Annotated in this window: 18 protein-coding genes and 1 pseudogene; 11 read left to right on the forward strand and 8 right to left on the reverse strand. The window is 66.0% G+C overall.

Going from position 1 to position 20,258, the window contains the following annotated elements:
* Nucleotides 1–16: 16 nt before the first annotated feature.
* The gene (locus AC3WLD_RS14465) at nt 17–1,210 is read right to left on the reverse strand and encodes an acyl-CoA dehydrogenase family protein (protein ID WP_492557678.1); all 1,194 of its coding nucleotides are present in this window, start codon (nt 1,208–1,210) and stop codon (nt 17–19) included.
* A 213-nt stretch (nt 1,211–1,423) separates the two neighbouring features.
* Between AC3WLD_RS14465 and AC3WLD_RS14470 the strand changes: the two genes are divergently transcribed.
* Both AC3WLD_RS14470 and AC3WLD_RS14475 read left to right on the forward strand, forming a co-directional pair.
* On the forward strand, nt 1,424–2,317 hold the full coding sequence (locus AC3WLD_RS14470; RefSeq protein ID WP_492557679.1) for an enoyl-CoA hydratase: 894 nt from the start codon (nt 1,424–1,426) through the stop codon (nt 2,315–2,317).
* Between the two features lie 7 nt (nt 2,318–2,324).
* Complete coding sequence (locus AC3WLD_RS14475; protein WP_492557680.1) at nt 2,325–3,662, forward strand: MFS transporter; 1,338 nt, start codon at nt 2,325–2,327, stop codon at nt 3,660–3,662.
* Here the strand turns inward: AC3WLD_RS14475 and AC3WLD_RS14480 are convergent.
* Nucleotides 3,644–4,324 (reverse strand): TetR/AcrR family transcriptional regulator, encoded by a 681-nt coding sequence (locus AC3WLD_RS14480; RefSeq protein WP_492557681.1) that lies wholly within the window; start codon nt 4,322–4,324, stop codon nt 3,644–3,646. The two genes, AC3WLD_RS14475 and AC3WLD_RS14480, sit on opposite strands and share 19 nt — an antisense overlap.
* A gap of 149 nt (nt 4,325–4,473) precedes the next feature.
* Here AC3WLD_RS14480 and AC3WLD_RS14485 point away from each other — a divergent pair, with 149 nt between their 5' ends.
* Entirely contained in the window at nt 4,474–6,855 is a 2,382-nt protein-coding gene (locus AC3WLD_RS14485) for a CaiB/BaiF CoA-transferase family protein (protein WP_492557682.1), read from the forward strand.
* A gap of 36 nt (nt 6,856–6,891) precedes the next feature.
* The gene (locus tag AC3WLD_RS14490; RefSeq protein ID WP_492557683.1) at nt 6,892–7,893 is read left to right on the forward strand and encodes an LLM class flavin-dependent oxidoreductase; all 1,002 of its coding nucleotides are present in this window, start codon (nt 6,892–6,894) and stop codon (nt 7,891–7,893) included.
* A 45-nt stretch (nt 7,894–7,938) separates the two neighbouring features.
* Here the strand turns inward: AC3WLD_RS14490 and AC3WLD_RS14495 are convergent, their stop codons facing one another.
* Both AC3WLD_RS14495 and AC3WLD_RS14500 read right to left on the reverse strand, forming a co-directional pair.
* Nucleotides 7,939–8,136, reverse strand: a complete 198-nt coding sequence (locus tag AC3WLD_RS14495; RefSeq protein WP_492557684.1) for a ferredoxin — start codon at nt 8,134–8,136, stop codon at nt 7,939–7,941.
* 16 nt (nt 8,137–8,152) lie between these two features.
* Nucleotides 8,153–9,388, reverse strand: coding sequence for a cytochrome P450 (locus AC3WLD_RS14500; RefSeq protein WP_492557685.1), 1,236 nt, complete (start codon nt 9,386–9,388; stop codon nt 8,153–8,155).
* Nucleotides 9,389–9,559: 171 nt separating this feature from the next.
* Between AC3WLD_RS14500 and AC3WLD_RS14505 the strand changes: the two genes are divergently transcribed.
* From AC3WLD_RS14505 to AC3WLD_RS14520, 4 genes are read left to right on the forward strand one after another with little or no spacing between them, the layout of a single operon-like run.
* Nucleotides 9,560–10,009, forward strand: coding sequence for a Zn-ribbon domain-containing OB-fold protein (locus AC3WLD_RS14505; protein ID WP_492557686.1), 450 nt, complete (start codon nt 9,560–9,562; stop codon nt 10,007–10,009).
* Nucleotides 10,006–11,202 (forward strand): thiolase C-terminal domain-containing protein, encoded by a 1,197-nt coding sequence (locus tag AC3WLD_RS14510; RefSeq protein WP_492557687.1) that lies wholly within the window; start codon nt 10,006–10,008, stop codon nt 11,200–11,202. The genes AC3WLD_RS14505 and AC3WLD_RS14510 overlap by 4 nt, the downstream gene beginning before the upstream one ends.
* Nucleotides 11,203–11,204: 2 nt before the next feature.
* Nucleotides 11,205–11,750: a nuclear transport factor 2 family protein gene (locus AC3WLD_RS14515; RefSeq protein WP_492557688.1), complete on the forward strand. Its 546-nt coding sequence runs from the start codon at nt 11,205–11,207 to the stop codon at nt 11,748–11,750.
* Nucleotides 11,747–12,475 (forward strand): SDR family oxidoreductase, encoded by a 729-nt coding sequence (locus AC3WLD_RS14520; RefSeq protein ID WP_492557689.1) that lies wholly within the window; start codon nt 11,747–11,749, stop codon nt 12,473–12,475. The genes AC3WLD_RS14515 and AC3WLD_RS14520 overlap by 4 nt, the downstream gene beginning before the upstream one ends.
* A 169-nt stretch (nt 12,476–12,644) precedes the next feature.
* Here the strand turns inward: AC3WLD_RS14520 and AC3WLD_RS14525 are convergent, their stop codons facing one another.
* From AC3WLD_RS14525 to AC3WLD_RS14540, 4 genes and pseudogenes are all read right to left on the reverse strand, one after another.
* Nucleotides 12,645–12,977, reverse strand: coding sequence for a DUF6572 domain-containing protein (locus AC3WLD_RS14525; RefSeq protein WP_492557690.1), 333 nt, complete (start codon nt 12,975–12,977; stop codon nt 12,645–12,647).
* Nucleotides 12,978–13,051: 74 nt separating this feature from the next.
* Nucleotides 13,052–14,205: pseudogene (locus AC3WLD_RS14530) on the reverse strand (IS3 family transposase).
* A 191-nt stretch (nt 14,206–14,396) separates the two neighbouring features.
* Nucleotides 14,397–14,900 (reverse strand): T6SS immunity protein Tdi1 domain-containing protein, encoded by a 504-nt coding sequence (locus AC3WLD_RS14535; protein WP_492557691.1) that lies wholly within the window; start codon nt 14,898–14,900, stop codon nt 14,397–14,399.
* A 401-nt stretch (nt 14,901–15,301) separates the two neighbouring features.
* Nucleotides 15,302–17,062 (reverse strand): cation:proton antiporter domain-containing protein, encoded by a 1,761-nt coding sequence (locus AC3WLD_RS14540; RefSeq protein ID WP_492557692.1) that lies wholly within the window; start codon nt 17,060–17,062, stop codon nt 15,302–15,304.
* Nucleotides 17,063–17,156: 94 nt separating this feature from the next.
* On the opposite strand from AC3WLD_RS14540, the gene AC3WLD_RS14545 reads away from it, so the two are divergent.
* The 3 genes from AC3WLD_RS14545 (at nt 17,157) to AC3WLD_RS14555 (ending at nt 20,234) form a co-directional block, all read left to right on the forward strand.
* Nucleotides 17,157–18,269: an S-(hydroxymethyl)glutathione dehydrogenase/class III alcohol dehydrogenase gene (locus AC3WLD_RS14545; RefSeq protein ID WP_492557693.1), complete on the forward strand. Its 1,113-nt coding sequence runs from the start codon at nt 17,157–17,159 to the stop codon at nt 18,267–18,269.
* A 113-nt stretch (nt 18,270–18,382) separates the two neighbouring features.
* Nucleotides 18,383–19,213 (forward strand): S-formylglutathione hydrolase, encoded by an 831-nt coding sequence (gene fghA / locus AC3WLD_RS14550; protein ID WP_492557694.1) that lies wholly within the window; start codon nt 18,383–18,385, stop codon nt 19,211–19,213.
* 121 nt (nt 19,214–19,334) lie between these two features.
* A complete protein-coding gene (locus AC3WLD_RS14555) occupies nt 19,335–20,234 on the forward strand; it encodes a LysR family transcriptional regulator (RefSeq protein ID WP_492557695.1) in 900 nt (299 codons plus the stop codon).
* The last annotated feature ends 24 nt before the right edge of the window (nt 20,235–20,258 follow it).

Raw genomic sequence — 20,258 nt, forward strand, 5'->3', positions numbered from 1 at the left:
CATCTAGTTGTCTCGCTCAGTCCGTCGGCAGGCCCAGCTCGTGCCGGGCAGTGATGTTGTTCTGGACCTCGGTGCTGCCACCGTAAATCGAGTAGCACTTCGAATGCAGCCAATGGCTGGACAGCTCGAGCTCCTCGGCGGTGTAGCCGTCGCCAGCCCAGCCGAGGCTGTTCATTCCGGCCAGCTCGATCGCCAGTTCGCCGCGCTGCTGGCCGACCAGGGCCCCGATGTTCTTGAGCGTGGAAACCGGGGTCGTGGGCTTGGCGCCGGCATCCGCCTCCGCGCTGCGCCGCTCCAGTGTCAGGCGGTAGGCGTGGTCCGTCATCAGGTGATCCGCCAGCGTGGCGCGAAGGTCGCCGTCGAGAAGCCGGCCGGCGTTGTCGGTGCCCTGATATCGCCGGGCGATGTCCACCAGATCGACCACGCTCTGCTTGCGCCCGCGCAGGCGCGAGAGTCCGGTCCGTTCATGCTGGAGCAGCCGCTTGCCGATCGCCCAGCCGCCGTTGACGTCGCCAACGAGGTTTTCCTTTGGCACCATCACGTCGGTGTAGAAGACTTCGCAGAAGTGCGAGATGCCGTTGATCAGCTTGATCGGGCGGACCTCGATCCCCGGCGTGGCCATGTCGCACAGCAGGAAGCTGATCCCGCGATGCTTGGTGGACGTGTCGGTGCGGGCCAGCAGAAACCCCCACTCGGAATGGTGGGCGTAACTGGTCCAGATCTTCTGGCCGTTAAGCAGCCAGTGATCGCCCTTGTCCTCGCAGCGCAGGCGGAGCGAGGCGAGGTCGGAGCCTGCCCCCGGCTCTGAGAAGCCCTGGCACCACTGCACCTCGCTTCGGGCTATCCCGGGCAGGTGCCGCAGCTTCTGCTCTTCGCTGCCAAATTCGAGCAGCGTCGGGCCAAGCATCATCAGGCCCATCGACATGATCGGCTGGAACGCCCCGATGCGCTCCATCTCCTCGATGATGACGTCACCCTGCTCTTCGGCAAGCCCGGCACCGCCATAACGCACCGGCCACGTGGGGACCCCCCAGCCCTTGTCCGCAACAGCGCGCTTCCAGCGGGCATGGTCTTCGGCCGGTCCGTGAAGCTCGTCGTGTCCGCTGATCAGCCACGGGTGACCCTTGAGGTTCGGCGGAAAGTTGGCCCGCAGCCACTGGCGCACTTCTTCACGGAAGGCGTCGGTTTCAGGGGCGGCGATGGCGTTCACGGTCTCTCCCGGCGGCAGTGCTGGGCGATCCTGTCCGTCACCCGGCGAACCCTCCCTCGATTGCTCCGGTGTTGCCGATCCCGCCTCTCCAAGTCAATTGAATTTTGCACTTGGGGATAGGTTTCGGCCGGATTCTCGTTGTGGAAATCTGCAAGCACGTGTAACGATGCAGCCGTGCCTGAAAACAGTGCAGACAGGATCGGGAGCCTTCAGATGGAAACCTCAGCCGCGACTCAGGAAGCCGGAGCCGCATCGGAACCCTCGTTCATCACCTATGAGGTGCGCGATGGCGTGGCCTGGGTGATGCTGAACCGGCCGGAGTACGCCAACACCCAGAACTACCGCATGCTCAATCAGCTCGACGAAGCGTTTCGCGATGCCGTGGAGGACGAGGCGGTCAAGGTCATTGTGCTGGGCGGTCACGGCAAGCATTTCTCGGCCGGCCACGACCTCGGCACCCCCGACCGCGACCGCGACATGCCGCGCGAACGCAAACTGCTGTGGTACAGTCACCTCGGCCTCCAGGGCGCGGAGGCGCAATATGCGCTCGAACAGGACGCCTATCTCGGGTTTTGTCGCCGCTGGCAGGAATTGCCCAAGCCGATGATCGCGATGGTCCAGGGCGCATGCGTCGCCGGCGGACTCATGCTCGCCTGGGTGTGTGACATGATCGTCGCCAGCGAGGACGCGTTCTTCCAGGATCCGGTGGTCCGCATGGGTTTCCCCGGCGTCGAGTATTTCGCCCACGCATTCGAGCTGCCCCCGCGTATCGCCCGCGAGTTCCTGTTGCTGGGTGAGCGCATGCCGGCCTCCCGCGCCTATCAGTTCGGCATGGTGAACCGCATCCACCCCCGCGAGGACCTGCAGGCCGAGGTCGAGAAGATCGCGGTCGAGATGGCGGAGCGCCCGCGCTTCGGCATGGCGCTGTGCAAGCAGGCGATCAACAACGTCGAGGAGTTGCGCGGCAAGCGCAGCGCGATGGATTCCGCGTTCGGCATCCACCACCTCGCCCACGCTCACAACCAGCTTGTTTCGGGATCGCTCGCGGGCGGGTTCGACGGGAAGAAGATGGCCGCCGCCAACAAGAAGCAGGCAGGCGAAAGCTGAGACCTTGATGCCGGGCGAACAGGCGCGGCCGACGCCCGCGCAGCCATCGCTGGCGATGGCGTGGTGGATGGTCGCCGCGCTGTTCGTCATCTATGTGCTGGCGTGGCTCGACCGGCTGACCGTGTCGATGCTGGTCACCCCGATCAAGGCCGACATGGGGCTGACCGACTTCCAGATGAGCCTCGTCCTGGGGCCGGCGTTCGCGCTGTCCTATTCGCTGTTCGCGATACCGCTGGGCTGGGCGTCGGACCGGTTTCCGCGCCGGGCGGTTATCTTCGGCGGGGTTATGGTGTGGGCGGCGGCGACGCTTGCCTGCGGTTTCGCTTCGACTTTCGGCGAGCTGATGACCGCACGTGTCTTCGTCGGGATTGGCGAGGCGGCGCTGCTGCCGGCGGCCTACTCGATGATCGCCGACGCGTTTCCGCGCGACAAGGTGACGCTGGCGACCTCCGTCTTCCAGGCCGCGGGCAAGACCGGCTCCGCCGCGGCGTTCGGCCTTGGCGGGTTCACCATCGCGTTCGCCCAGTCGCTGAACGGGGTCGACTGGCCGATCCACGGACCTGCGCAGTACTGGCAGGTGACCTTCGCGCTGATCGGCATCCCCGGGTTTTTGCTGATGTTCCTGGCGTTCAGTTTTCCCGAACCGCCGCGGCGCGGGCGCGAGAGTGCGGCCGTCGCGGGACGGGACGGCCAGCTGTGGCCGTTCCTGCGGGCGAACGCCGTGCTGCTCGGCGGCATGACCTTCGCCTTCACCTGCCTCGCGGTGGTCGGCTATTCGATGACATCGTGGGTCCCGACCTACATGGACCGTCATTTCGGATGGGAGCCGGACCGCTATGGCGTGGCGCTTTCCGCGATGAACATCTTCGGCGCCCTGGCGCTGATCGCGATGGGGCGGATTGTCGACCGGCTGTTCACCAGGGGCATGCGCGATGCGCACCTGCGGTTCTACACCTGGACGATCATCGCCCTTTCGCCGGCGATCCTCTATGCCTTCTTCGCGGCGAACCCGTTCGTGTTTCTTGCCTGCTATGCGCTGATCCAGCTCGCGACAGTGCCGTTCATCGTCTACGGCTCCGCGATCATCGCGCTGCTCGCGCCGCCGACGCTGCGCGGACAGCTGCTGGGCATGCTGATGTTCGTCTACAACATCGTCGGGTTCGGGGCCGGTCCGGCGGTGGTCGGGTGGCTCACGACATACGTCTTCGCCGACGAGGCCAAGGTCGGCCATTCGCTCGCCGTCGTGGTCATCGGTGGCTGCGCGCTTGGCCTCATAGCGATGAAAGCGGTGCTGGGGCGGCTCGACCGGGCCGTGGCGGAGCGGGCTCAGAGCGCGGAGACGTAAGCCTCAGCCCCGTCCTTCGCGATGCGCCCGAGCGTGTGCTCGACCGAGGAACGGACAGCGGGGCGGACCGACCCGGCGAGCTCGGTCAGGACGGCCATGGCCATGCGGTCGATCATGTCTGCGTCGGCGACCCTTCCCTGAATCCAGGCATTGGCAACAAGGATCGTCTGCCCGACCATCATCTCGGCCAGGGTGGCCGGATCGACCCACGGCAGAAGCGCTCCGGCTCCGTCCAGCGCATCGACCGCTGCACGGTGCGGCCGCGACGACACTTCGTGCATCGCCTGCCACAGGTCCGGCGAGCGGCCGTAGTAGATCGTGATGAGCGCTGCGACGTAGTTCCGGATCTGCAGGTTACGGCGTCCGATACCGACAATGCGTTCGATCAGGCGGTCGAGACTCCCGGGCGCCGCACGATAGGGTATCGCGGCCTCGTACTCCTCGAAATAGTCGAGGATCGCGGCGGCAACGACCTCGTCCTTGCTGCCGAACGCGTAGTACAGAGTCTGCTTGGCCACGCCCGCGCGCTTCCCCAGCTCAAGCAGGCTCCAGCCCTCGATGCCCTTTTCGGAGACGAGCTCGCGGGCTGTCGCAAGGATGCGCTTTCGGCGCTCGGCCATAGCGGGGCTCGAGTAGCCTTCGCTGTCCTGCTGCTTTGCCATGGCGCCCTCCAGCCTTGCTTCTTGCACTGAACAGGATCCGGTGCAACAAAATTGGACCATAGTCCGAAATTGATTGCGCGAGGTTTCACTTCAGTGCAGATTTGATTCGGCGTCGCGGTTTTTCCGGAGTCGCCCATGGGAGAGTACGGATGTCTGGACCGCTCGCGCACCTGCGCGTCATCGAGGCTGCGACCGTCATGCCCGGCAGCATTGCCGGCATGCTGCTCGCCGATCACGGGGCCGAGGTGATCAAGGTCGAACCGCGCGGGGGCACCTATTTCGCCCACGATCTTACGCGCAAGGGCTGGGACCGCGGCAAGCGCAGCGTCGAGCTCGACATGGCCTCGCAAGTCGACGACCTGCGCAAGCTCCTCGCCGGCGCGGACATCTTCATCCATTCGCTGGAGGACGGCGAAGCCGCCGCGCTGGGTCTCGACATTGCCACGCTCGACCGCGATTTCCCTGCCCTCGTCGTCTGCAAGCTGTGTGGATACAACCGTGACACGCCCTATGCCGACCGACCCTATGGCGAATCGCTGGCCGCGGCGAAGCTCGGGACGATGGTCGACAAGGGCAGTTCGCATCGCGCCGGGCCGATGTACCTCGGCCATCCCGCGCTGCATTACGGGCAGGCGTTCCTTGCCGTGCTCTCCACGCTCGCGGCCGTCCGCGCCCGCCGGGCGATCGGGGTGGGGCAGGAGGTCGAGGCTTCGCTTCTCGACGCCTATCTCGCGCAGAGCCCGATGAACCACTGGTGGCAGGAAGAGGGCATCTCCTACATCAAGAAGGGCGATTCCGGCGCGGTCGACCGCTTTGGCAACGTCCGCCTCATCACCGGCATGTTCGAATGCGGCGACGGCAAGTTCCTCCAGTTCCACACCGGCTCGGGCGGGTTCAAGCCGGCGATGGACATCCTCGGCTTCGGTGACCGGATCCGGAAGGTCGACGGCCCCGAAATGGCGATGCCGCTCAGCGAAGACGAGTACTCGGCCGCCCGTGTCGAGGTGTTCGAAGCATTCAAGGCAAGGCCCCGGGACGAGTGGATCGCGCTGTTCCACGCCGCCGACGTGGCCGCGCTTCCGGTTCTCGAGCCCGCCGAAATCCTGCTCGACGAACAGGTCGAGTTCGCGCAGATGCGCATCGCGCTGCCCGATCCGGACTTCGGCACGATCCATCAGGCCGCGCCCGCCGTTCGCCTTGCCGATACGCCGTGCAGCACGCCGCAGCCCGCACCCGCCGTGGGTGCGGACAATGGCCGCCTCGCCGAGTTCCAGTCCGCCGCGCCGCGCACGGCAGCCGCGAAGGTGCGCGACATCGCGCGGCCGCTCGAAGGGCTCAAGGTCGTCGACTTCTCGTCGTTCTTCGCGGTCGGCTTCGGCGGCCGGCTGCTGAACGACCTCGGTGCGGACGTGATCAAGCTGGAGACACCGGGCGGCGACCAGATGCGTCCGCTGCCCGACTGCTTCGACGCCGCCGCGCGCGGCAAGCGCGACATCGTGCTCAATCTCAAGAACCCGGAAGCGCTCGAGGCGGCCAAGCGGCTCGTCGCCACCGCCGACGTGATCACCCACAACCTTCGCCCGGGCAAGGCCGACAAGCTTGGCATCGGATTCGAGGCGCTGAAGGCCGTCAACCCAAACCTCGTCTACGTGTACCTGCCGGGTTACGGCTCGAAGGGGCCGAAGTCGCTGCTCAAGAGCTTCGCGCCGCTGGTCTCGGGCTGGACCGGGCTGCTCTACGAAGGCGGCGGGGAGGGCAACACGCCCAACCGTTCGGTCTTCGGCAACGAGGACTACAACAACGGCTTTCTCGGCGCGGCGGCGGTCCTGATGGCGCTCGAAGCGCGTGACGAGCGCGGCGGCGGCGCGGAATACGTCGAGTGTCCGCAGCTTCATTCAAGCCTGTGGACCACCTCCGAACACTTCCTCGATGCCGATATGAAGCCGGTTTACGGCATGCGGCTCGATGCCGGGCAGCAGGGCTTCAACGCGCTCGACCGGATCTACCGGACCAGCGACGGCTGGGTCTGCATCGCCTGCCGGAGCGACGAACGGTTCGCCGCGCTCGCCCGTGCGATCGGGCAGGAGGAACTGGTAGCCCGCTATCCGTCCGTGCGCGACCGCGATGCCGCCGATGCGGAGCTGAAGGCGCTGCTGGACGGCTGGTTCGTGGCGCGGACCAGCGCCGAAGCCTTCGCCGGGCTCGATGCTGCCGGGGCACCGGCGGAGATCGTCTGCGAGGGCCCGTGGGTCGACGAGGCGCTGCTGTTCGACTGGATGGAGGCCACGGGCCGCGTCTGCGAGGATCGCCAGTCGCTATATGGCCATGTACGGATGCTCGGCCTGTTCAACCGCCTGTCGAAGACGCCGGGCCGGGCGCAGGGCTCGGCCCCGCGGCTGGGCCATCACACCAGCCAGATCCTGCGCGAGATCGGCTACACCGAGGCCGAGATCGCCAGCCTGCTCGAACGGCGCATCGCGCTGCAGGCGGCCGATCTGACCGGTCGCATTGCCTCCAAGGTCAACGCCTGACGCGCCGCTGCGCTCCGGCCAACGAGAGTACAGTCCATGCAGCTCAACCTGCGTTACGACATGAACAGCCCCAGCTTCGGGGCACCGCATCCCGCGCTTTACCGCACCGCGATCGAGCAGGCTGCATGGGCGGACAAGCTGGGCTTCACCCAGGTGTTCCTCGCCGAGCACCACGGCGCGGAAGACGGGTATTGCCCCTCGTCGATGGTCCAGGCGGCGTCGATCTTTGCGGTGACGCAGCGGATCTTCGTCCACCTTTCCGCGCTGGTCGTGACGATGCACGACCCGCTGCGCCTCGCTGAGGATCTTGCGGTGCTCGACAACATCTCGAACGGCCGCATCTGGCTGACGGCGGGGATGGGCTACCGGCCCCACGAGTTCGAGATGTTCGGCAAGGACATCACCAAGCGGCTCGGCCTCATGAACAAGGCGCTCGACACGCTCAAGAAGGCGTGGGGCGGGGAGCCGTTCGAATACGAGGGCCGCATGGTCCGGGTTACGCCAAAGGGCGTCCAGCCGGGCGGGCCGAAGATCTACATGGGTGGCTCGACCGACAAGTCGGCAATCCGTGCGGCCAAGGGCGGCTACCAGTACTTCCCCGGCCACCCCGGCTTGTGGGATCTCTATGCCGAGGAACGCGCGAAGCTCGGCTTCCCGCCGCCAGAGCCGATCGTCAAGTCGATCGCCAGTTTCCTCTACATCACCGACAACCCCGAGCGCGACTGGCCACGCGTCGCGCCGCATGTCGCTTATGCGACCAACACTTACGCCGAATGGGCCAAGGAACGCGGCGGCGGCGACACGCTCTACAAGGCGGCCGAAACGGTCGATGCGCTGAAGGCGATGCCGAATATCAAGGTGCTGACGCCCGAGCAGTGCTTCGAATGGCTCAAGACCCAGCCAGCCAACGCCGGGATCAACTTCCACGCGTTGCTCGGCGGTCTAGATCCGGACCTGTCGTGGGCCAGTCTGCTGCTGTTCGAGAAGGAAGTGCTGCCCCGTCTGGTCGAGGCCAGGATGGTCGAGCTCAACCGCTAATGCCGGCGAAGGGGCGCGGCCCGGACTGACCGGCAGGCCGCGCTCCTATTCCTCGAGCGTCAGCGCCCGCTCTGGGCAGGCCCTGACCGCGCGGCGGGCCTTGAGCTGCTTGTCCGGATCATTCGGCACCTCGATCGTCTGCGAAGGCAGGTAGCCCTCGTCGTCGAGGTCGAACATCTGCTCGTCCTGGGCCCAGCAGCGGGCATTCCCCTGGCACTTGGCCCCGTCCACGATCACGTGCATCGCCATGCCTCCCTTGTCAGTCCCACTCGAGCACGAGGTTGTCGACCCCGAACACGAAGCCGCCGAACACGATCGGCAGGTCGTCCTGCTTCAGCCGGAATTCCGGCACGCGGGCGAGAAATTCCTCCAGGCCGATCACCACTTCGCGCCGCGCAAGGTGCGAGCCGAGGCAGCGGTGCGGGCCATAGGCGAAGGCCACGTGGCGGTTGTCCTCGCGCTCGAAGTCGACGACCTCGGGATTGGGAAATTCGGCCGGATCGCGGTTCGCGGTCATCGACGGGCAGGCGACGAGGTCGCCGGCCTTGATCGTTACGCCGCGCAGCTCGACGTCGCGGGTGGCGCGGCGGACCGGGGTGACCGTGGGGAAGGCGCGCAGCATCTCCTCGGCCGCGAGCGTGATCCGCTTCGGCTCGCGGCGCAGCAGGTCCTGACGGTCCTTGTGCTGCGCGAGGTACAGCAGGTCGAAACCGAGTGCGGCTGCCACCGTGTCGAGCCCGCCGATGAACAGGAGTACGCTCATCGCCTTGACTTCGTGCTCCGAGAGCTTGCGACCCTCGATCTCGGCCTGGGTCACGAAGCTCATGAAGTCGTCGGTCGGGCGCTTGCGCCGCTCGGCCTGGAGCTCGTCGAGGAAGCCGACGACCTGCCTGGCGGCCCAAGTGCGCTGCTCCGGCGTCGAGTGCAGCAGGTTGTTCGCCCAATCGACAAACTCGTGCAACCGGTCGATCGGGATGCCGAGGAACTGGAGGAAGATCGCCACCGCGAAGGGGAACGCGAACTCGATCATCGCCTCGCACGAATTGCCATTGGCGCGGATGGCTTCGATCAAGTCGACGGCGCGAGCGCGGACCGCTGGCTCAAGATTCATGACCCGGCGCGGCGAGAGCAGCGGGTTGAGCAGCGAGCGATACTTGCCATGATCCGGCGGGTCGATCTCGAGCGGGATGACCGGCCAGGTTTCTCCCAGCGCAGAGGCGAAGATATTGCGGTTGGCGGAGAACGAAGCGCCGTCCTGCAGGACCTTGCGCTGGTCCTCGGCGCGAACGATGATCCACGCGCCCTCGCCGTTGCGAGTCATGTTGAGCGAGTAGAACACGGGCGGGCCGTCGAGCAGCCGGGCGATCGCCGTGTGTGGGTCGCCGAGCCTGCTGGGCAGCATCGACGGATCGTCCATCAGGTTGAAATCGCCCACGAGTTCAGGCGGGACATGGGCCGGGCGCGGGGCCGGCTGGATCTTCGAAATGGCTGACATCGGAACCGGCCTCTTCCCTTCAATTTTGCATTTGAGTGCAAGGTATGTTCCTCGACGGCGACCGTCAATCGCAAATCCGGGTGCTTGCGCATCGGGGTGAAAAGGCGCAGAGAGCCGGAATTGAAAATTGCACCGTAGTGCGAAATCGGTGCGAATCGTGAAGGGCCGGATGTGACGCTGGAAGCTCTCGACACCGATACCCCACTGCGCCCGATCCCCGTGGGGGACGAGGTCAGCGCGCCCTTCTGGGAAGCCGCCAACGCCGGCCGGCTCGATATCCAGCGCTGCGTGAAGTGCCGCCGCTGGAACCATGCGCCGAGCCTGGCCTGCCCGTCGTGCGGCAGCGAGGAACTGGCGTTCGAGACGGTTTCGGGCAAGGGCACGCTGTTCACCTGGTGCGTGCTCAAGGAAGCGCCCGCGCCGGGATTCAAGGGCCGTCTGCCGCTGGTCGTCGCCATCGTCGAACTCGACGAGCAGCCGCACCTGCTCGTCTCAACCAACATCGTCGGCGCGGAGGAGGGCGAACTGCGCCTCGGCCTGCCGGTCGAAGTCGAGTTCGACTCCATCACCTCCGACTGCGCGATCCCGCAATTCCGTCCGGTCCGGGAGAACGCTGCATGACCTGGGCTTTCAAGGACAAGATCGCCGTCGCCGGCATCGGCTACAGCCCGCTGACCCGCCGTTCGGAACGCTCGCTTGCCAGTCTCGCGGTCGAGGCGGTGGATGCGGCGCTGGCTGACGCCGGCCTCGGCCGCAAGGACCTCGACGGCCTAGCGACGTCTCCCTCGATGCCCCGCTATGGCGGGGTCCGCGGCACGATCGAGGGGATCGACGTGGTAACCCCTTGGGCGCTGGGCGAACAGCTCGGCACGCATCACCACAACCGCTGGACCGGCTCGACCAACGCGATGGTGACCCAGGCGTTCATCGAGGCGTGCATGGCGATCGCCAGCGGCGTGTGCAGCCACGTGATCGTGTACCGTGCGCTGCACGTGCCGCCCGGCAGCTACGTCAATTACGAGAACAAGTTCGCCGTCGGCAACGAGCAGTGGTTCGCGCCCTTCGGCTACTCCGGTCCGCCGTCCTGGGCGGCGACCGTGGTCAACCGCTACTTCCAGATGTTCGGCTACAGCCGCAAGGACTTCGCCCGCTACATCGTCGACAACCGCGCCAACACCTGCCGCAACCCCAACGGGTTCTGGCGGGGCAAGCCGCTGGTCGAGGAGGACTACCTGAATGCCCGCATGATTGCCGACCCGATGTCGATCCTCGACTGTGACATTCCCGTCGACGGCTGCGCGGCGCTGCTCCTGACCACGACCGAGCGCGCCCGCGACCTCCGCCAGAAGCCGGCGCTGGTTACGGGCTTTTCCGCAGGCACGCACTCGCCGCCGACCGGCGTGCCGATGACGCTCGACGACATCTGGACCGGCTGCGAGCAGGTCGCGGCGCGGCTGTGGGAGGCGACCGGCCTTGGCCCACGCGATTTCGACACCGCACAGCTTTACGACGGCTTCGCGCCGTTCGTGTACATGTGGCTCGAAGGGCTCGGCATCGTCCCGAAGGGCGAGGGGCTGGCGTTCCTGCGCGACGGGCATGGCGCGCTTGGCGGCACGCTACCGGTCAACACCGGCGGCGGCGCGCTCGGCGAAGGGCGGCTCCACGGCATGACCCAGCTCGCCGAGGCGGTGATCCAGGTGACCGACCGCGGCGGCGAGCGCCAGGTGCCGGGCGCGCGGCGCTCGATCGCGACGATCTCCAACGGACTGACCAAGGCGACGGCGTTCGCGATCAGCCGCGACGAAGGGCAGTGACCATGGCCGCCGACCTCGAGGCGCGGCTGGCGCGGGTCGAGGCGGTGCTCGCGGTCACGCAGCTCATCCACGCCGGCGCCCGCGCCAACGACCGCAAGGACGTCGCCGCAATGCGCGCCTGCTACTGGCCCGGGGCGACGGTCCATCATGGCGGCTACAGCGGCAGCGCCGACGGGTTCGTCGACTATGCCCTGCCGATCATGGCCCGCTGCCTGTGGGCGGCGCACCACGTCTCCAACACCACCGTCGAGGTGAGCGGCGTGCGCGCGCTGGCCGAAAGCCACTACTTCGCCCACCACCGCCGCACGGCAGCAAACGGTGAGGGCGAGGAGGACGCCTTCTTCGAGGGCCGCTACATCGACCTGCTCGAATGCCGCGCGGGCGAGTGGCGCATCCTCCACCGCCGCGGGATCTCGGACTACACAGGTGCCGTCCCGGCGACGAACCGGCACGGCGACTGGCCCACGGGCACGCACAGCGAACCGTTCCCCGACGACGATTACTACCGCCTCGTCGACGCCTTTCGCAGCGAAGCCGCGCTGCCATGAGCGGGCGGCTCGCCGGCAAGGTTGCGATCGTCACCGGCGGGGCGATGGGCATCGGCGCCGCCATCGCCGGCCTGTTCACCCAGGAGGGTGCGCATGTGATCGTCGCCGACGTCGCCGACGGCCTTGCGACGCCCGGTCTCTACGTCCGTCATGACGTCTCCGACGAGGCGGCGTGGGACGCGCTGGCGGCCTTCGTGATCGAGCGGTTCGGCCGGCTTGACGCGCTCGTCAACAATGCCGCGATCCAGATCCCCGCTTCAATCGAGGATGCGACGTTCGCCGATTGGGAGCGCATCCAGTCGGTCAATGCAGGCGGCGCGTTCCTCGGCTGCCGCATGGCGGTGCGGCTGATGAAGCAGGCGGGCGGCGGATCGATCGTCAACATCGCCTCGGTCGCCTCGCACAGCGGCGAGGCGGACGGCGCGGCCTATTCCGCGTCCAAGGGCGCAGTCCGCTCGCTGACCAAGTCGGTCGCGGTGCATTGCCAGACGCACGGCTATGCGATCCGCTGCAACTCGATCCACCCTGGCACCTTCGACACCCCGATGGTGCGGTCGATGCGCGAAGGCATGGGCCTCGCCCCGCAAAACCCAGGCGCGGGCGACCCCCGCCAGCTGGCCTATGCAGCGCTTTACCTCGCTTCCGACGAGGCGCTGCTGGTCAACGGCGCGGAACTGCTGGTCGATCAGGCCCGAACGGTGACACCGCCTTCGCCGCGGGGGTAGGGAGCCGACCGCGATTTAGGGGCAGGACGCCGGCGCGATGAACGTCTCGGGCGGGCGCTCAAATCCATCTTCGCTGTGGGCGCTGGTGACGGCTTTAGGACCGCGCGTTTGAAAAGCCGCCGTTCCGGAGCCGCCAACATTGCGGACGTCGGGAGTTCCACCTTCCTAGTTAATAACTGGACGGCAACTCACCATACCAAAGCTCGATGCCCCTTGATCGCAGTTGGTGGGTAAGTCCATCAAGGATGGGCATTACTTCCGGTGGCGGAAAAAACTTATTATAAATTGCTATCTTCAGATTTCTTCCTGCAGCATCGGCTATCTGCTCTGCGATTTGGTCGTTCTCGATGAAGGTCAGGTAGGCATTTACCTTGCGCTCTAGTGCTTGAAGATGGGTGCTGATATCCGACCAATCGAGATGGTCAGAAATGGATAAGACCACTTTCCCAGTGTGCTTTTCCAAGCCTAGCGCGTCGATTTTATCGTCATGCTCAATCGTCATTCGCTGAAGATGCCAACTGCCGATCCGCCTAGCAATGTCCACTCCCCCTGACCTGCCCCCCGCTGGTCCCGCGGTCATAACGAGAGTCCGCCGGTTTGATATTCGTGCTGAGGCACCGGCACAAGCGCGTCGGGCGTTCCTGCTTGATGGAGGCGTCACACCCGACGCGCTTGTGCCGGTGTTCGGTTCCCCAGCGATGAGTGCGGCCGGACGTTGTTGTAGTCGTAGCGCCAGGCAGCAAGCTTGCGCCGAGCGTCGGGCAGGCTGTCGAACAGCTCCTCATTCAGGAGCTCGTCGCGGAGCGACCCATTGAACGATTCAATGAACGCATTCTGCTGCGGCTTGCCCGGATCGATATAATGCCACTCGACCCGGTTCTCGCTGGCCCACTTGAGGATTGCCCTGCTGGTAAACTCGGTTCCGTTATCGCTGACGATGCAAGCGGGTTTGCCATACAGGCGCACCAGCGTGTCCAACTCGCGGGCTACCCGAACGCCGGAGATGCTGGTGTCCCCCACCAGGCACAGGTTCTCGCGGCAGGCGTCATCGTTGATCGCCAGGATGCGCAGCCGACGGGAAGCGCCGAACGTGTCGGCCACGAAGTCCATCGACCAGCGGTCGTTCGGCCGCAGCGGCACGGGCATCGGCGTGCGACTGCCGCGAGCCCGCTTGCGCCCGCGCCGACGGCGGACCGACAGACCCTCCTCCCGATACAGCCGGTAGAGCTTCTTGTGGTTCATGATGTGCCCCTTGCGTTCGAGCATGACGCCGACACGGCGATAGCCGAACCGCCGACGCAGGCCGGCGATCTTGCGCATCTCCTCGCGGATCACAGCATGGTCGGGCGGACGTTCTCGCCGGACCGTCTTGGGGTCGACGCCGATCAGCACGCAGGCACGGCGCTGCGAGACCTGGTAGTCCCGCATCACGCCGAGCGCTGCGTCCCGTCGCTGGCCTGGCGTCGTCAGACTTTTCCCAACAGGTCCTTCAGGATCGCATTGTCCAGCACGCTCTCCGCCAGCAACCGCTTGAGCTTGCCATTCTCATCCTCGAGCTGGCGCAGCCGCCGGGCATCCGACACCTCGAGGCCGCCGTACTTCGCCTTCAGCTTGTAAAACGTCGCTGGGCTTAGGCCGTGCTTGCGGCAAACCTCCACCGTCGGCAGGCCCGCCTCCTGCTCCTTGATCATCCCGATGATCTGTTCCTCGGAAAAACGGCTCTTCCTCATTCGTCTGCTCCTTCGTCGGGGCAGACTCTACATCAGATCGAGGGACCCAGCGGGGGGCAGGTCACCCCCAACATTTCTGCCGTTGAGGGCTTGCTCCAGCGAGCCTGCCTCCGGACAGTCCACTTTCAGCAGCGGGGTTCACAGGCGTTAAGGTCTGGAATGTTGGGGGGGAGCGGACCTTGGCTCGGTAGCTAGTCAGAAATTGTAATGCCGCTGATTTTCGCTCCCACTGGCAAGCCACGAACCTGTGCGAGCAACTGCCCCGAGATGGTCCAGTAAACGTCTAAATCGACCAATTCCAAGTTGGTAACGTCGTCGGCTCCACCGAGATAGAGCGGCTTCATATAGCCAATGCATTCGTCATATCCAGGCGGTGCGCCACCATTGGCAAGCCATTGTTTGAAGAACGAATGGGCGACCGCTGCGTCCGCCGCTTGTGCCAGTTCAACCTCATGGAAGGCCCCCACGTCCACTGGAATTTCCAGAGCCTCGCCAGTGCCCGGTTCAAGCATCAAAACTTGCGGTCGGCCGTCAGCGACACGGAGTTTGTCGATCGCAAACTGGCGCCCGAGCCAGTCGGCGCCGAAGCACTCAATGCGTTCCACAAACTCAGGAAAGGCAACGACTGCAAGTTCGGTAAACCGATCTACGTCCTCGGGTCTATGCTGTCGATACGCGCCGTCTAGGTAAATCACAGGCGAAAGTCTCCTTCCGACAAGGCTTAGCTTGGATCGCGACGTCCGCAATGTTGGCGTGTCCGGAACGGCAGATTTTACCGCAAAGTTGGGGGCAGCTGCCATTACTGGTTACCAACCAGCCCAACCTTATGAAGTGCCGATCTCGCCCGAAATCGCACTCTTGCGCAGCGTTCGGTCACATCTTTCGGAGCATCAGGTGGGCAATCGCAGCGGGTCGAGAGCCATTTGACATCAACGGGGTCGAGCCAGATGGCAATGCGACCAGCGTTGCGTTCCTCGTTTTCATCTGTGGGCACGAACTTTTTCATCGAACGAACTTAGCTCCAGATCGCCAACGACAGCAATGTTGGCGCATCCCGACAGACCGCTTTCTAACCAAGCACCGCTTCTGCTCCCCTTCACCGCGACGTCGGGGCCTGCCGTTCGGTGATGATCCGCTCGCGCCCGGTGCGGATGTCGCCGCTGTCGATCTGGATGCGCAGGCGTTCCTTGTCGCGGGCACGGTACATGTCTTCGGCGCGGTTGATCGCGTCGAGCGAGACGCCGGTTTCCTCGAGCGCCAGCCGGGCCATCTTCACCGCCGATTCCAGCACCTCGCGCACGACCCACTTGGCGGGGGAGGGGCGCAGGCGGATCACCGCGCGGCGGTCGTAGGCGCGGACATAGATCGCGGCGTTCGGGAACGCCTCGTGGACCGCCTCGATCAGCTCGGCGGACAATTGGTCGCCGTCGATGCAGAACAGGATCAGCTCGGCCTCGTCCGCGCCGGCCTGGCGGAGAAGGTCGATGCGGGTGCCGTCGCCGAAATAGACCTTCGAGCCGAACTCCCCGGCGACGTCGATCATCTCGATGTCGGTGTCGATCAGGGTCACCGGCACGTCGCTCGCCATAAGGATCTGGGCGACGGTCTGTCCGAACCGGCCATAGCCGACGATGATCGCGTTGGCCCCGTCGGCCTGGGGCCCCTCGCGCTCGCTCTGGACCACGTCCGGCTGCTCGCGAAAGCGGCGGGTGGCCATCATCAGGAACGGGGTGGTCGCCATCGAGACGGTGACGATCGCCCCGAACAGGCTCGCCGCATCGGGCGCGATGAGGAAGGCGTTCTGGGCCTGCGTGAAGAGCACGAACCCGAACTCGCCGCCCTGGCTGAGCAACAGGCCAAGCGCGAGCGCGCCGCGCCATCCCATCCCGAAGGCCTTGCCGATCAGGGTGATGACGCCGGTCTTTACCGCAACCAGCGCGATCGCCATGGCAAGCACGAACAGCGGCCGCTCGGCGATGGCCTGAAGGTTCAGCATCATCCCCACGGCGAGGAAGAACAGCCCAAGGAGGATTGAGCGGAACGGCTCGACATCGGCTTCCAGCTCGTGGCGATAGGGGCTGTCGGCGAGCATCACGCCGGCGATGAACGCGCCGAGCGCGGTCGATAGGCCGAGCAGCTCCATCACCGCGGCCGAGGCCATGACGGTGAACAGCGCCGCGACCACGAACATCTCGCGCTCGCCGAGGTTGCCGATCAGGCGGAATAGCGGGCGAATCACGAAGCGGCCTGCGGCGATCAGCCCGGCGATGGCGGCGATGGTCTGCAGCGCGAGGATCCATCCCGAAGGACCGCCCGCGTCCGCCGGATTGCGGCTCATCGCCGCGATGATCGTGATCAGCGGGATGATCGAGAGGTCCTGAAACAGCAGCATGGCGAACGCCCGCTCGCCGAACGGGGTGCGCAGCCGTCCCGAGCTTTGCAGCATGGGGAGGACCTGCGCGGTCGACGACAGCGCCAGCGGCAGGCCGAGCGCAAGCGCGGCCTCGATCGAGAAGCCGGTGGTCAGCCAGATCATCGCCGCGAGCGCGAGTCCGCAGGCGGTCACCTGGAGGAGGCCCAGGCCGAGGATGTCGCGCTTCATCCGCCACAGCCGGGTCGGATTCAGCTCCAGCCCGACGATGAACAGCAGCAGGGTGATGCCGAGTTCCGCGATGCCGAGCTTCTGCTCGGCCTTGCCGACCAGTCCCAGCACTTGCGGGCCGACGACGGCGCCGGCGAGGAGGTAGCCCAGCGTCGCGCCCAGCCCGAGACGGCGGAACACCAGCACGAACACCAGCGCGAAGCCGAGCAGGAGGAACCCGTCGTGAAGCAGCGACTGCTGGCTGGCGTGTTCCATGGGCGCTTTCCGACGTCTGCGAAACGGTGGCCGGGATAGACCGCCCGGAAGGCCTCGGCTAGTGGGACGCGAAGACTTTTGGAGGATTCCGCCGATGAAGACCCGCGCCGCCGTCGCCTTCGCTCCCAAGCAGCCGCTGGAGATCGTCGAACTCGATCTCGAGGGCCCCAAGGCGGGCGAGGTTCTGGTCGAGATCATGGCGACGGGCGTCTGCCACACCGATGCCTACACGCTCGACGGATTCGACAGCGAGGGCATCTTCCCGAGCATTCTCGGCCACGAGGGCGCAGGCGTGGTGCGCGAGGTCGGCCCGGGCGTGACCAGCGTGAAGCCCGGCGACCACGTGATCCCGCTCTACACGCCCGAGTGCCGCCAGTGTAAGTCGTGCCTCTCGGGCAAGACCAACCTGTGCACCGCGATCCGCGCGACGCAGGGGCAGGGCCTGATGCCCGACGGGACGTCGCGCTTCAGCTACAAGGGCCAGACCATCTTCCACTACATGGGCTGCTCGACGTTCAGCAACTTCACGGTCCTCCCCGAGATCGCGGTGGCGAAAATCCGCGAGGACGCGCCGTTTCAGTCGAGCTGCTACATCGGCTGCGGGGTGACCACCGGGGTCGGCGCGGTGATCAACACCGCCAAGGTCCAGGTCGGCGACAATGTCGTGGTGTTCGGGCTCGGCGGCATCGGCCTCAACGTGATCCAGGGCGCGCGGCTCGCTGGCGCGGGCAAGATCGTCGGCGTCGACATCAACCCGGACCGCGAGGAATGGGGCCGCAAGTTCGGGATGACCGACTTCCTCAACTCGAAGGGCCTGAGCCGCGAGGAGACCGTCGCGGCAATCGTCGCGCTGACCGACGGCGGCGCCGACTATACCTTCGACGCCACCGGCAACACCGAGGTCATGCGCACCGCGCTCGAGGCCTGCCACCGCGGCTGGGGCACCTCGATCATCATCGGCGTGGCCGAGGCGGGGAAGGAGATCAGCACCCGGCCGTTCCAGCTGGTCACCGGTCGCAATTGGCGCGGCACCGCGTTCGGCGGAGCCAAGGGGCGCACCGACGTGCCCAAGATCGTCGATATGTACATGACCGGCAAGATCGAGATCGACCCGATGATCACGCACGTCATGGGCCTCGAAGAGATCAACACCGCCTTCGACCTGATGCACGCGGGCAAGTCGATCCGCAGCGTCGTGGTTTTCTGACAAATCCCCCTCCTGCTTACGGGAGGGGTCAGGGGTGGGCCTGTAACGGGAACTGCTCCATCATCTACAGACCACCCCGGCCCCTCCTGCACGCGGGAGGGGGGAGTAACACCATGGAACAAGTCTCCGCCAATCGCGCCCACGGCGGCACGCAGTACGTCCACACGCACCAGTCGGCGGAAACCGGCACGGCCATGACGTTTTCGGCCTTCGTCCCGGACCATGCGCCTGGCGCGAAGCTGCCGGTGCTGTGGTATCTGTCGGGCCTGACCTGCACCCATGCCAATGTCACCGAAAAGGGCGAGTACCGCGCGGCCTGCGCCGAAGCCGGGGTCATCTTCATCGCCCCCGACACCTCGCCCCGGGGCGACGACGTGCCGGACGACGACGGTTACGACTTCGGCAAGGGCGCGGGTTTCTACGTCGATGCCACGCAGGAGCCGTGGGCGGCCAACTTCCGGATGCGCAGCTACATCGAGCGGGAGCTTCCCAAACTGGTCGCGGCGCAGTTCCCGGCCGACATGGACCGGCAAGGGATCACCGGCCACTCGATGGGCGGTCACGGCGCGCTGACCATCGCGCTTCGCAATCCCGGACGGTTCCGCTCGGTCAGCGCATTCGCCCCGATCGTTTCTCCGCTGAATTGCCCGTGGGGCGACAAGGCGCTCGGCGGCTATCTCGGTTCCGATGCGGGCGCGTGTCGCGAATACGACGCCTGCGCGCTGATCGACGACGGCGCACGCCTGCCCGACCTGCTGGTCGACCAGGGCGAGGCCGACGGCTTCCTCGCCGAACAGCTCAAGACGCATCTGCTCAAGGAAGCGTTCGAGCGCGCCGGCCAGCCCGCGACGATCCGCATGCAGCCGGGCTACGACCATTCGTACTACTTCATTTCGACGTTCATGGCCGAGCACGTCGCGTGGCATGCCCGCCACTTGCGCTGAACCAGCCGGCGGAATGACGTCAGGGCCGGGCGCCGCGACCTGACGCGACAAGCTTGCGGTGAAGATCGACGCGGACCAAGGAAGGTTCTGTGTCGATCGAACAACCGGGCGAGGTACTGCCATGCAGATCCAGCACCTCAGATATTTTGTCGCAGTCGCCGAGAAGCAGCACTTTGCGACCGCGGCCGCCGCGTGTTCGGTTTCGCAGCCGACGCTGTCGGCCGGGCTCAAGACACTCGAACAGGAACTGGGCAAGCGACTGGTAGACCGCGATCAGCGGTTTATCGGCCTGACCGAGCACGGCGAGGCCGTTCTGCCGTGGGCGCAGCAAGTGCTGGGCAGCATGCGCGGGCTGGTGCAGGCGGCGGGGGCGCTTTCCGCGCCGCTGCTCGGAGAATTCCAGCTCGGTGCGATCCCGGCGGCGCTGCCTCTGGTCGGACGGTTCGGCGAGGCCTTGCTGTCCCGCAACCCCGGCCTGACCCTGGCGGTCCGTTCGGCGACGTCGCGCGAGATCGAGCGCGGGCTCGTCGCCAATTCGTTCGACGCCGGGATCACCTATCTCGATCACGAACCGCCTTCCAACGTCCTCAGCGTGCCGCTGCACGAAGAACAGTACCTGTTTGTCGCGCCCAGGGACTCGGAATTTGGCCAGCGAGAAAGCGTGGATTGGAACGAGATGACGGCGCTACCGCTGTGCCTGCTGCATCAAGGCATGCAGTTCCGCCGGATCCTCGACCGGCAATTTGCAGAGCGGGGGCTGGCAGTGACCCCCGCAGTGGTGGCCGACAGTTACGTCTCGCTCCTGTCGCTCGTCCGCACCGGGCGGTTCGCGACGATTGTCCCTGCCGGCTACGCCCGGCTGTTCGCGGGCCTCGAATGGTGCGTGATGCTGCCGACAGCGGACCCGGCGCCGGTACGCCGCGTGGGCCTGGTAGTCATGAGCCGCAGCCCGCTGGGGCCGATGGCACAGGCCGCCGTGACCGCGGCGCAATTTGCCGGTTCGGCGGACGGCCTAGTCTGATAGATAACGTCTATCACTTGTTGG

This window comes from Novosphingobium sp. FW305-C-111 (assembly GCF_058783565.1).